The 11,874-nt window shown below is 57.6% G+C and carries 6 protein-coding genes and 8 pseudogenes; 9 read left to right on the top strand and 5 right to left on the bottom strand.

All coding sequences use genetic code 11. The features are described 5' to 3' along the window. The first annotated feature begins 102 nt into the window (after positions 1–102). Positions 103–516 (top strand): hypothetical protein, encoded by a 414-nt coding sequence (locus XH80_RS03465; RefSeq protein WP_271597341.1) that lies wholly within the window; start codon positions 103–105, stop codon positions 514–516. 93 nt (positions 517–609) lie between these two features. Here XH80_RS03465 and XH80_RS03460 read toward each other — a convergent pair. Both XH80_RS03460 and XH80_RS03455 read right to left on the bottom strand, forming a co-directional pair. Next, positions 610–744 (bottom strand): annotated as a pseudogene (locus XH80_RS03460) (P-type conjugative transfer ATPase TrbB); the annotation flags it as partial. 350 nt (positions 745–1,094) lie between these two features. Beyond that, a pseudogene (locus XH80_RS03455) lies at positions 1,095–1,217 on the bottom strand (integrase core domain-containing protein); the annotation flags it as partial. Positions 1,218–1,832: 615 nt separating this feature from the next. Between XH80_RS03455 and XH80_RS43845 the strand changes: the two are divergent. Further along, a pseudogene (locus XH80_RS43845) lies at positions 1,833–2,165 on the top strand (IS110 family transposase); the annotation flags it as partial. A 2-nt stretch (positions 2,166–2,167) separates the two neighbouring features. Here the strand turns inward: XH80_RS43845 and XH80_RS03450 are convergent. Further along, positions 2,168–2,424: pseudogene (locus XH80_RS03450) on the bottom strand (transposase); the annotation flags it as partial. Positions 2,425–2,838: 414 nt separating this feature from the next. Here XH80_RS03450 and XH80_RS03445 point away from each other — a divergent pair. The 6 genes and pseudogenes from XH80_RS03445 to XH80_RS43840 all read left to right on the top strand — a co-directional run bounded on the left by XH80_RS03445 (position 2,839) and on the right by XH80_RS43840 (position 7,273). Beyond that, on the top strand, positions 2,839–3,030 hold the full coding sequence (locus XH80_RS03445) for a hypothetical protein (RefSeq protein WP_271597340.1): 192 nt from the start codon (positions 2,839–2,841) through the stop codon (positions 3,028–3,030). A gap of 1,206 nt (positions 3,031–4,236) precedes the next feature. Then, positions 4,237–4,622 (top strand): annotated as a pseudogene (locus XH80_RS03440) (ABC transporter permease subunit); the annotation flags it as partial. After that, positions 4,568–5,087, top strand: a pseudogene (locus XH80_RS03435) (type IV secretory system conjugative DNA transfer family protein); the annotation flags it as partial. The pseudogenes XH80_RS03440 and XH80_RS03435, both read left to right, overlap by 55 nt. A 94-nt stretch (positions 5,088–5,181) precedes the next feature. Further along, positions 5,182–6,200 (top strand): annotated as a pseudogene (locus XH80_RS03430) (IS110 family transposase). A 749-nt stretch (positions 6,201–6,949) separates the two neighbouring features. Next, the gene (locus tag XH80_RS03425; RefSeq protein WP_271597339.1) at positions 6,950–7,129 is read left to right on the top strand and encodes a hypothetical protein; all 180 of its coding nucleotides are present in this window, start codon (positions 6,950–6,952) and stop codon (positions 7,127–7,129) included. A 6-nt stretch (positions 7,130–7,135) separates the two neighbouring features. Next, the gene (locus XH80_RS43840) at positions 7,136–7,273 is read left to right on the top strand and encodes an IS3 family transposase (RefSeq protein ID WP_442869106.1); all 138 of its coding nucleotides are present in this window, start codon (positions 7,136–7,138) and stop codon (positions 7,271–7,273) included. Positions 7,274–7,307: 34 nt separating this feature from the next. Here the strand turns inward: XH80_RS43840 and XH80_RS03420 are convergent, their stop codons facing one another. Together XH80_RS03420 and XH80_RS03415 are read right to left on the bottom strand one after the other, a co-directional pair. Beyond that, complete coding sequence (locus tag XH80_RS03420; RefSeq protein WP_271597338.1) at positions 7,308–9,500, bottom strand: peptidase domain-containing ABC transporter; 2,193 nt, start codon at positions 9,498–9,500, stop codon at positions 7,308–7,310. 30 nt (positions 9,501–9,530) lie between these two features. After that, positions 9,531–10,616 carry an HlyD family secretion protein gene (locus tag XH80_RS03415; protein ID WP_271597337.1) on the bottom strand — a complete coding sequence of 362 codons (1,086 nt, stop codon included), beginning with the start codon at positions 10,614–10,616 and terminating at the stop codon, positions 9,531–9,533. Positions 10,617–11,155: 539 nt separating this feature from the next. Between XH80_RS03415 and XH80_RS03410 the strand changes: the two are divergent. Continuing rightward, positions 11,156–11,349 (top strand): annotated as a pseudogene (locus XH80_RS03410) (DDE-type integrase/transposase/recombinase); the annotation flags it as partial. Between the last annotated feature and the right edge of the window lie 525 nt (positions 11,350–11,874).

The raw sequence follows: 11,874 nt of genomic DNA, 5'->3' as shown, positions 1-11,874 counted from the left end.
TAGACGGTGCACGAGGAATTTCGCCTCGCAACGGGGACTGAGGTCCCGTTCTCGGGCAGCTACGACCCGGCCGATGTCACCTTCCTGCTCAAGCCAGTGGTAATGGCCCCGACTTCCGTCGCCGAAAAGGAAGCGGCGATCCAGTCCGGCCGCCAGCACTATTGGGTGTTCTGGCCGACCGGCTTCGTCGTTATGGAATTGGAACCGAGGCGCTGCTTGCAATTGTCCGCCTTCTATTTATCGCGATCCAGTTCGCGATCGTCTTGCGATGCCCGATGTCATCATACGTGCTCTGGGCCGCCGTGGCCGTGGTCGGTGCAGCTACCGTGCTGCGTTATGCAATCCTGGCCGCCTACTTCCCGAAAGAACTTGCGGGGCGCGCTAATGCTGCGCTTAACGTGTTCCATATCGGCGGAGCATTTGTCCTGCAATCCGCAACGGGAATTGTGCTGGCGCAATGGAGGCCTGTGGCGGGGCAGGATCCCGCCATCGCTTATCAGACTGCCTTTGCCCTGAACCTTGGCCTGCAGATCGTCGCATGGATATGGTTTTCCTTCTCATGGATATTCCATCCTTCGAGTGCCGTCTCGGGAAGCTCGGCCGAGACGCGCGGCTTCTCGGCATGCACATCACCTCAACGATCGCGGGATCTTCGAGGAAGGTCGCGATCGCAGGACCGAGCGCGGTGCGCAGCATGCGCGCGCCACGCGAGAACGCTTCCGAATGGAGTGAAGTGCTCGCCACGATCGTCCCCCGTCGAATGCCAATCGCAACAAGCGATCGGCGACGGGGATGGATAGAAAAGGCAGGAAACGGGTTAGTTCAACAAGTATTCAGCCGTCGTAGGGGCGAGCGTAGGGCAGAGAAGAAATACTTGCCGTATCGTGCGCGTGCCGATTGGGTAAGGGGCGGGTTGTCGCGGAGGGGAGGCATCTTGATTTGCTGACATCTGAAGGCGCTTACGCTCGATTGTGGCGGGCGCAAACCGGATCCGGTAAATAGATTGAGGTGGGGCGCACCCTAGAGTTTTCGTGAATTTGTTATGCAGCGAGACCGAAGTGTGGACCACTCAGAACTAGAGTTTTGCGCCTCTGTCACGTCGGCGGGCTGGTTGCGCCGACGAGGGTGTGCAGCAAAATCGGCGGTCGATTGCCGATCGCGCCATGGGGCCGTTCTTCATTGTAGTATCTGCGCCAAGTCTTCACTTTTTGCTGGGCGACACGACGTCGGAAGGTGAGCAGCCCAGATTGTCAGGTGTCAGACATGATGATGTTCGCCTGACACGGAGTCGCAATCTCACTTAGCTTTTGAGCGAGCATGAAGAATGGTCCACGGCTTTCTTAACGCAGTTTGGCACGATTATTGAACTCCTCCTGCTTGCTGGTCAGCATCGCCACCAGGCATCGCTTAACGATCACCGATAGGAGCAACCATGAAAATCGACCTGCTAACCTACGGCGTAACCGAATTAGCTCCTGAGGAAGCAGCGTCAGCTTTAGGAGGTTCGTTTCGAGACGTCTTCCACAATATTACGCGAACGTTCGCTGAGGTTCTGACTATTGTTATCGTTGGACTAGTCGGAGCCAGATTTCTTCGCGGGTTTCGGCCTCCTTGAACTGAAAGAAACTCTACTTACTGCACTTGTGGTGGACGGCGGATGAGCGGCATGGCATCATCCGCCGTATGGCCCTGGTCTTGGCTAGCAAGGGTGCCCGGATCGCATGGGCGATCCTTCTGGAAAGAGAGGCATCTACAATCGCGGCCAGCTGAGCTGGCCGCGGCTGTCTGAAAAGCAATCCCGCGTCGATAAGTGGAGCTTCTGCCTGAGTTAGGTGCTCTCGTCCCGAACGCGCCAATCAGGCGGCCGGGCGGCGGCGCTTCTGCGCCTTGCTGCTGTCACCGTCGACACACCGATACTGCGCTCGGCGCCTTTTACAGGCGACGTTCCTCGCATCGGTAAGGCCAAGGCAATGACCGCCAGGCCCCGCAAGATCGCAGTTCTGTTCTACAATGCTGTGTGATGCGGAATGGACTATGTCGAGCCCGGAGCCTCGTCCTACAAGACGCGCTAACGGACGCGAGTGTCAACAATTTGCATCGACTTGACAGGCATTCGGCTTTGTTCTCCAGCCCTTGCAGCCGAACTCGGCGACGCCGTTTCTTAGGAATCGTTCTCCAGCGTGAGCTCCCGATCTTGGCGTGCAGCGTTTTCACGTCCACCGCGGGCTCGCTCGTTCTGTTGCTATCGCCAGGAGACCAAATACCTCAGCCCTCCTGAGGCTGGGACTTCCACTGCTTGATCTGGTTCGGGGGCACGTCGAAATGCTCAGTCAGCTGCGCCAGCGCCGTCCCGCTCTTGATCGGCGCTAACGCCATCTTGACCTTGAATGCCGGTGCGTCCGGCCGGCGGGCTCGTCTGCTCATCGTCTCCTTCTGATTCGCGGGACAATCCTGCCCGCCGTCAGGCAGAAACTCCACTTGTCGCGCCATGTCCAGATTCCCGGAGCCAGCTCAAGCCTGATATAAAAAACCCCGGCCGATCGGCACATAGGTAATTTTTGATCCTGAAGCTGCTTCTTCCACGCATAAATCTTATTCACATGTCCGTCGGGTGGGGCTGCGCCAGACCGGTAACCGTTGATTGTTCTCGCAGCGCCTCCTGTCCCATCTTTTTCTTGATCCGCTGCGTTTATCAAAACGGAACGGCATCCGCACCACCTAAGCCGCCGGTCCCAAATCCGGGGTCCACTTCAATTGGCACGATTCTTGATGGCTTTTCTTTGCGAGTCAGCATCGTTCTGACGGGCATCGTCAAATGATAATCAATAGGACACCAAGATGAACCTGCCAGCCTACGGCGTAACCGAACTAACCTCCGAAGAAGCATCGGCACATTCAGGAGGGAAATTCTGGAATGCTTTCAGAACTTTCGGAAAGGTTATAGGAGTTGTAAATAACGTTGGAATCATGGTTGCCGGCATTATGATTGGAATTCGATATATTCGGGGGCACGGTCATCATTCTCAGTGAGATGGCGCGGCGTTTCGCAAATGAGAGTGTGCGCGGGTCAAGTTTACCGCTTAGGCAGGTCACGAGTGAGCGCGCGCTCTGAAGGTCTCCATTGAAACTGGTGACCAATCGTCGTGACGAACACACGTCTGCTGCGACGCGTTTGCAATAAGCAGTTGATGGCTTTCACCGTCAGCGCAGATCATGGACGCAGCGACACCGCGGGCGGTTTTCTCCGTCAACATGCGGCGGACCTGATAGGGCTCCTTCTGCCAAGAGCCGCAGCCGCTGCTTCACGACATTAACCGACGTGAGGCAATCCAAGAACCCGACCATTTGATCTTCTCGACCGCCTTGCCGAAACACTGGGCGTCCATTTGTCCGAATTCTTCGCTCAGCCGCCAAAAGGTATGCGGTCTCCGGAGAGCTCGCCTGACCGGCGCAAGCCAGCGCGTCCACGTCACAGGAAGACATAACTGCAGTCAGCGTTAATCGGGCGCGCCATTTGCGCGCACTCTTCGCGGCGGCAGGTTCACCGATCAGGGGCGCAGCTTCCTGATGCGCTTTTCAATCACCGTTAGCTCATACCGCCATCGTCGTCGCCTCGTGAGCGTCTTCGAGAGTTAGCCTGCCTTCGATAAACCACTTCAAAACTTTAGCCCGGCCTACCAAATGGTTGGAAGACTATCGCGTCGAAGTGCCGCTGCGCCTCCAGGGCGTTCTCAATCCGCTTCGAGCGCAGCCATTCGATCGAAGTCCAACAGGATACAAACTGCTTGATTCTGCTGGGGCGCTGAAGACGACAGCGTGAACAAGGGTGGTTTTTTTAAAGCCCCTTCCATGACGAGCCGCAGCCTTCATGATGACGTTGAGCTGCCGGTCTTGTGAATTGGCCTATCGCTAGCTCGCCAAGACGCTGGATGCCGGTAAGGCCGAGCAGTTATGACGGAGTATCGCAACCGCTCCACGGCTCGGGTAAGCAATGCTCATAGTGGCCGAAGCGCTGCCAAGCCATATGGCGCGCTGCTGGAGGCTTGAGGTGCTGCGGGAGAATTGCCCTGCGATTGACCTCTTGTTTCACGTGTGAGCGACGGAGCGGATGATCTCGTTCGATTGTTTCTGTAGCCTCTTAGCGCAATGCAGGCGGAATCTGAGGATCGGGGCCCTCGAAGCTAAAGGTGCATGGGCGCGCAACCAGTTCAATGGGTGCATTCGGCGATGCCTTAAATCTTCCTTGTGGTCCTCGGCGTCACCTTCCCGATCTACATCAACAGGTCCTCGGTATTCGCCAGGTCGATCCAAAGTTGCTCAAACTCGGTCGCGTCCAGGGCCTGAGCTCGCTTCAGCTGATCCGCCGTATCATCCTTCCGGTCGCATTGCCGTCGATCCTGACCGGGGTCCGCTATGCGCTGGCGACGGCATGGCTTGCGCTGGCGCGCAATCGGGCATACTTTCTCGCCATGGACGCGCGTGAATTCCTGCGCACCGACGTGATCGTGCTGACGTTGCTCGTTTCCGTTGTGCCAGGCCGCTCGGATTCGGGCTTGTACTCATGTGAACGACGGCCGAGCTCGCGGAGGGCCGGATGGACGTCTTCATCAATCCCGACCTGAAGACGTTGGACAATCATGCCGGTCTTGCTCGCGTGAGCATCGGCTCGCTGCTCAACGCCGTCTACAATCGCAATGGCGAAGTAACCGGCCGCAGCCTATTCTTGCTCGATGAGGTCGCCCGCGTCGGCTACTTGCGCATTCTCGAAATCGCGCGCGACGCGGGGCGCAAATAGGCCATCACTCTCTTGATGCTCTACCAGTCGATCGGCCAGATGCGCGAGGCCTATGGCGGACGTGACGCCACCAGCAAGTGGTACGAGAGCGCGTCCTGGATCTCCTTCTCGGCGATCAACGATCCCGAAACGGCGGACTACATCTCGAAGCGCTGTGGTGACACGACGCTCGAGGTCGATCGGCTGAGCCAGTCCTCGCAAATGTCGGGTTGGTCCCGAACGAAGGTCCAAGCAGCTCGCGCGCCGACCGCTCATGCTGCTGCATGAGGTGCTCCGCATGCAGACCGATGAGATGGGGTATTCGGTCCCGATCGCCTGACCTATTTGCTGCGCGGCACGTTTTGACTGAACGATCATGGACCAACTCTATCCGAAGGAGAAACGTCATGATCTACGTCGGCCTCGATGTTTCGCTGAATTCCGTTGCGGTATGTGCGGTGGACGAGACCGGAAAGCTTATCCGGGAGGGAACGACGTTGGCGGACGCGCCATCGATTGTGCAGTACCTCGAACCATGGGCTGGTCAAGTTGAACGGGTGGGCCTTGAGGCAGGACCGACGTCAGAATGGCTGACCGCAAATCTAATCGAACTGGGGCTGCCGGCCGTCAGTTTGGAAGCCCGCCAAGTTAAGGCGGCGCTTTCGGCCATGCCGGTGAAGACCGATCGGAATGACGCCCGTGGGATCGCGCAGGTGGTGAGAACGGAATGGTTCAAGCCTGTTCACGTCAAGAGCATCGGCAGCCAAAGGGCGCGGACGCTGGCCGCGGCTCGCAAGCATATCGTCCGCTCCATCGCTGCCACAGAGCAAGTCATCCGCGGACTTCTGCGTCCGCTCGGTCTCAAAGTCGGAATCGTCTCGCGGACTCTGTTCGCGACGCGAGTTCGTGAGTTGGTCGGCGATGACGCCTTGCTGGAGGCGATCATGAATCCACTGCTTGCCGAACGCGAAGCGCTGATGCGGGAGTACGCCCGACTGCATCGTCTAGTTCTGAAGGCCGTGCGCAGTGACCCGGCTTGTCGGCTCTTGATGACGATGCCAGGGATCGGCCCGGTCTCTGCGTTGACCTTCCGCTCCACTGTGGACGATCCCAGGCGATTTCTGCATTCCCAATCTGTCGGCGCCTATCTCGGGTTGACGCCCCGGCGATACCAATCTGGCGAGGTTGATCGGGTGGGACGGATCACAAAAGTCGGAGATGGAGAGACGCGCACAGCCCTGTTCAAAGCTGCCAACGTCGTTCTCAGGCCATCAACCCGATGGTCTCCGATGAAGGCCTGGGGCGGTGTGTTGCCCACCGGCAAGGAAGCAAGCGTGCGAAGGTCGCGCTGGCCAGAAAGATGGCTGTCGTCCTTCACCGAATGTGGGTTGATGGAACCGAATTCCGATGGACGGCGGTGGCGTAAGGACGCCATCGTCATCCCAAGAGACGCCCGTCGCGGGGCGTGGGGATGGTCGAGTTCGTATGATCTGTCGTGGCGTCCGCCCTCCGGGTCGGGTGACTACGCGGAAGAGCTTGAACCGACCATTCAACCGAATCCCATCGTGTGGCGGCTTTGCCGACCACGAACAGAAGCAAGGTACCCGCGGCACGCGCTCTTAAGGGATTGACAGAAGCAGACCGAATACAGAAGCAGATCATCTTTGGCCGCTGCGATGCGGACGCCCCATCGGGTTCCGGCGCACCGACATGCAGGCATGCGCCGGCGAGAACAGGTTCTACCGGAAAGAAGCTGGTGGGCGCAGCTGATGGTCGTGAAATCGCCGATGACCCGCGAGAGGATCGTCGCGCGAATGCGCGGAGAACTGAAATGGACCCGGTTTTGGGACCAGAGGCTAAGTTGGAAAAGGGCCGCTCCGTTTGATAGATGGAGCGCATGATGACGAAGAAGACGAGACGTAAGATCGACGCGGCACCGAAGGCAAAGATCGCGCTGGAAGCCGTGCGGGAGCAGGCGACGGTGGCCGATCTGGCCCAGCGCTAGGTTCACCCGAACCAGATCTATGCCTGGAAGAGCAACTGCTGGACCAGGCGGCCCGGGCCTTTGAGGCGGGTGTTGGGCGCGAGAGCGAGGAAACGCGAGATCGAGGAGCTGCACGCCAAGATCGGACAACTGACAGTCGAGCGCGATTTTTAGGCGCGGAGGTCCGGAAGATGAGCACGCCGGACCGCCGAGGAATGCTCGATCGCGCCGACCAGACGCTGTCGATCCGCCGGCAATGCATGTTGCTTGGCATCGCCCGTTCTGGGATTTACCGGCCGCCACGGCCGGCCAACGACAACGACAACGACCTTGCCCTGATGCGGCCGATCGACGAGCTGTTCACCGCCTAGCCGTTCCTGGGCTCGCGGCGGATGACCGCGATGATGAAGGCTGAGGGGCTTGAGGTCAATCGCAAGCGCGTGCAGCGCTTGATGCGCAAGATGTATAGCGCGACAATCTGGGTGGGAAGCGCGCTCAGAGGCGCAAAACTTTAGGTCTGGGTGGTCCAAACTTCGGTCAATAACAAAATCACGAAAACTCTGGGTTGCGCCCCATCTTAATCTGTTCGCCGGATCCGGTTTGCGCCCGCCACAAGCGAGCGTAAGCGCCTTCAGATGTCAGCAAATCAAGATGCCTCCCCTCCGCGACAACCCGCCCCTTGTCCAACACGACGATCTTATCGGCGCCGCGAATCGTGTTAAGTCGATGGGAGATGACGACGATGATCTTGCCGGCCCGACGCAGATCCCAGACAGCCTGTAGGGCAAAGCTCTCGGCGACGGAGTCGAGAGAGGCGGTCGCTTCGTCGAGGATTAGTATCTCTGGATCCCGGTACAAAGCTCGAGCCAACGCTAGGCGCTGCTTTTCCCCGCCGGAGGGGCGTACGCCGTTCTCGCCCAGATAGGCCTGGAAGCCACCGGGCCAGCGCTCGATCACTTCTCTTAGTCCGATTTGATCGCAGATGCGCACGATTTTCTCGATGTTGGGCTCGTACTCACCAAGAGCGATGTTCTCGATGACTGAGCCCGAGAACACGTCCACCGATTGCGGTACGGCGGCAACAATCTTGCGCAGGGATTCAATCGAAAGGTCCTGGAGGTCATAGGGGCCGAAGCGGATGCGTCCACCCTCGAGCGGGTAGACATTCTGCAGCAGCGCAGCAAGCGAACTTTTGCCTGAGCCGCTTTCCCCGACCACCGCCGTGATCTCGCTACGCCGGAAAGTGACGCTGAGATCCTTGAAAAGTTCCGGCTGCGCGCCGTGGCGGAACGTGACGTTCTCCAGGTGGATGTCACCAATTTCGGACCTCGTGGCACTAATGCCGCCACTGCCTGCCGGCTCAAGGTCGAAGACCTCGAACAGGCGATCCGCCGCGATAATCGCGTCCTGAACAATCCTGTTGGCATGGATCAGGTTCGCAATCGGACCTGTGATATGGCCCAGTAACGTATAGCAGGACAGTAACTCGCCCGGCGTAATGGTCTGATCGAGGGCAAGCGTCGCACCGACCCACATCATCACGATAGTGAACAGGATCGAGAGGAAGATCGAGGCATTGTCTCCGAAGATTAAGACGAGGCCGGAACTGTAGACGGCGTTCAGGGTCTTGACAAAGCGAGTCTCCAGCTTGAGGCTGGCATAGCGCTCTATCCCAAAAGCCTTGATCGTGGAGACCGCTCCAAGCGATTCCACCAACTGCGCCTCCAGATCGGCGGCATTCTCCATAATGGCGCGCTCGAACTTGCTGTTCAGCCGGTTCATGATCCAATAAAGAAGGAGGTACAGTGGGACGGAGCCTGCCACGACCAAAGCGATTTTCCATGAGTAAGCGAACATCAGCCCGAAGGAGAAGAGTATCACCAGAACATCAACAAATAAGGTGATTGAAACGTCATTCAGAAAGCTTCTGATTTTGACGGCGTCGTTCACACGGGAGACGAGTTCTCCCGTCCGCATGTTATCGAAGAACTTTTGGGGAAGGCCTAGGATATGATTGTAGTAGCCTAAGATCAAGCAGACATCGATCTTCTGCCCTGTTTGCAAGACTAGCCGGTTTCTAAGGAGATTGATTACAATCAGTGGCACCAGGATCAGTAGCATTACGACGCTCATGAGATTGAGCAAGTTGCGGTTGCCCGCTGTGATCACATGATCGACGATCTTCTGGACGTAAATGGCCGTCGAGAGGCCGAGGACGGTGGTTACGAGCGCGCCAACGAGAGCCTGCGTCAGCGCCGCTTTGTGTGACACAAGCAGGCGGGCGAGGCGTAGAAGAGGCGAGGTGGTCTCATCACGGCGTGTGAAGGTTTCGGCCGGGACTAGGAGCACTAGGACGCCAGTCCATTGTCTTGTGAATTCTTCATGCGACAACTTGCGGATTTCGCCGTACGCCGGATCCATGACGGTGACCCACCTCGCGTCGATCGCCTGGATCACCATGAAGTGGTGCAGGACTTCCTTGACGGTCATGTGCGCGATGGCGGGCTTGGGGATCTTGTATAAGCTGTCGAAGCCGCCTTTGACGCCTTTGGCAATAAAGCCAAGCTTTTGGGCCGCTTGCAGAAGACCTGAGACGCTTGTGCCCGATCGGTCTGTCGAGGCATACTGGCGGATACGCGATAGTGGCAACTTGCAGCCATAGAAAGCTGCAACGGAAGCAAGGCTTGCAGCTCCGCAGTCGGTGATGTCGCGCTGCTTGAACTTGAGGATCCGACCCGACATGGCAGCTCACTGCCTGCTTGAGAATAATAATTAGCGAGCCGCTAGGAGCGGGTTGAGCCAATCATCGAGCTCGTTGTAAAGGAGTTTCAGGAGAGTGCGCTTGGTCACGAGAAAGCGGGCGCGCACGGTCATGCCTTTCTTCAGATGACCAATGATCCCGTTTGGGAGTTCGAGGTAACTGCGAGAGAGCGCGCAGCGGACTTTGAATACAGGGTTCTTGTCCTGCATAATAAAGTCCTGCGCCACGTCTACCACGGTCGCGTCAATCACACCCCATTGATTATAGTTGAAGGCATCGACCTGGAGCCGTACCGCCTGGCCAGGCTGTACATAGCCGATGTCTTTGGGCGAAACGTAGATCTCCGCCACCAGTTCGCCCTCCGGCGAGACCCAACCCACAGTTTGCCCCGCCTGGACGAAGATGCCGGGGGTGAGGCCGGCGAATTGCTCGAGAGCGCCTGACACAGGGGCACGAATGTGGGTCAGATCGTGTTCGTTCTCGAGTTCATGCGGCCTGGCTGTAAGTTCCTGAAGGCGGAGGTTCGTGTCGAAAAGCTGCTGGTTCCATTCGGAAAATTTGCTCCGCGCGAGGACCTCGCCTTTCACCTCGAGGCTCTGGAGAGCGAAAGCCTTTTCCTCGAGTACCTTTGCCGGCGCTGCAGCAACGGCGACGAGTCGTCGAGCGCGCTCGAGTTCAGCCGCGGCATTGTCACGGGCATATTGGTTCTCCCGCACCATGTTGAGAAAATACAGCCGCTCGGCCGCAGCGGCCTCGGTCCGCAGGCGGTCGGAGGCGTCCACTTGCGCCCCGGAAGAGATAAGAAGTTGGAGATCGGCCGCGCGATCACTCTTCAAGTGGAATTCATTTGAAAGCGCACCGATTTTTTCTTCGATGACCTTGTCGTCGAGAGCGAGGATCTCTCGGCCTTGTGCAACGAGATCGTTCTCGAACGCAAGGACACGAGAGATGCGTCCGGACACGGGTGCAATCAAAGGGGTCTTCTCGATCGTGGGACGAATTGCACCGGCACTTTGGACTGATAGCGTCACGGTGATGAATGGCAGCGACGCCAATGCGACAGCGACCGACAACACAGTGATCTTGTAGATCACCAAAGATCGTCCTGATTCTCGCGACAGGATGCTCTCTGCAGTGAAGCAGCCCATTTCTGAAGGCAGTAACACGTCAGTCATCGTAGTTTAATTGTATGAGGGCTAGCAGCGTCTGACACGAAATTGGTAGCAGATCTCAGTGATCGAGACTTCAGACGGGTGCCGGTCGCCGTCCACTGCATGCAGTAGGTCGAGTTTCTTTCGGTTCAAAGGGGGCCGAAACCCGCGAAGAAATCTAGCTCCGACTAGTCCGCCGATAACAATGATCACAACCTCGGCCACCGTTTGCGTAACCTTGAGGAAGATCTTCCAAAACGAACCTCCTAAAGTTGCCGCTGCTTCCTCGGAGGTTGTTCGGTTACGCCGTAGGCTGGCAGGTCGATTTTCATCGCTGCTCCTATTGGTTGTCGTTAAGCGATGCCCGTAGCGTTGCTAACGAGCAAGCAGGAGGACTTCAATAATCGTGCCACACTGCGCTGAGAAAGCCGTGGACCATTCTTCATGCTGGCTCAGAAGCTTACGTGAGAGTGCGACTCCGTATCAGCCGAACATCACCATGTCTGACACCTGACAATCTGGGCCGTTCACCTTCTGACGTCGTGGAGGTGCTTGAAAGGGCCTGCAAGGAAGTGGGATTCCCCGCAACGATCCGCGTCGATCAAGGCAGCGAGTTCGTGTCGCGCGATCTTGACCTGTGGACCTACAGCGCGGCGTCACGCTGGACTTCTCGCGGCCCACAACCAAGAAGCTTCGCGCGTCGAAGATCGCCCGCCGTGGGATGAATCCGCTCATCTTTATGCCAGACGTTGCTTCCACAAGCTCGCACGCATCAGGAATAGCCCTCGATGTGGAGCCATCTACAGGTCGTAAACTACGGCACCTTAGAAGGAGTCTCGAGGCGCAGCGGCAATATATATAGAGAGAAGCTACATGCGGTCGAACTCATCCGGCCAGACGAAATGCTCTTCTTAGGCCTAATCGCAATTCATCGTGCGATCATGGCCGAAATCGAACTCTCCAAATACATCGCATTCTCAGGCTAGCTTTAATCAGTTGGGATTACTCGAAGGCAGCACATGGCGGGTCGTAGGTTCTGGAACGACATGATGCGAGCGCCGTGTGCTGCAGTTGAAAGTGCTCGACCCTATTGGCTCGCATATAACCTCTTAGACTGGTCGCGCGCAGCAAGTTGATACCGGTGTCGTCGTATTCATCTGTGCCAGTGCCAGATCGATCACACAACGTCCGCAACACGACGCCG

It is taken from the genome of Bradyrhizobium sp. CCBAU 45384 (genome assembly GCF_028128665.1).
GTDB classification, from domain to species: domain Bacteria; phylum Pseudomonadota; class Alphaproteobacteria; order Rhizobiales; family Xanthobacteraceae; genus Bradyrhizobium; species Bradyrhizobium manausense.
The sequence above is the reverse complement of the archived record's forward strand: the minus strand, read 5'-3'. Positions and strand labels throughout refer to the sequence as shown.

What these genes read in the sequence shown, in the direction of transcription:
- XH80_RS03465 (WP_271597341.1), top strand. Translation starts at nt 103, where the DNA reads ATGGCCCCGACTTCCGTCGCCGAAAAGGAAGCGGCGATCCAGTCCGGC.
- XH80_RS03445 (WP_271597340.1), top strand. Translation starts at nt 2,839, where the DNA reads ATGAACCTGCCAGCCTACGGCGTAACCGAACTAACCTCCGAAGAAGCA.
- XH80_RS03425 (WP_271597339.1), top strand. Translation starts at nt 6,950, where the DNA reads ATGAGCACGCCGGACCGCCGAGGAATGCTCGATCGCGCCGACCAGACG.
- XH80_RS03420 (WP_271597338.1), bottom strand. Translation starts at nt 9,500, where the DNA reads ATGTCGGGTCGGATCCTCAAGTTCAAGCAGCGCGACATCACCGACTGC.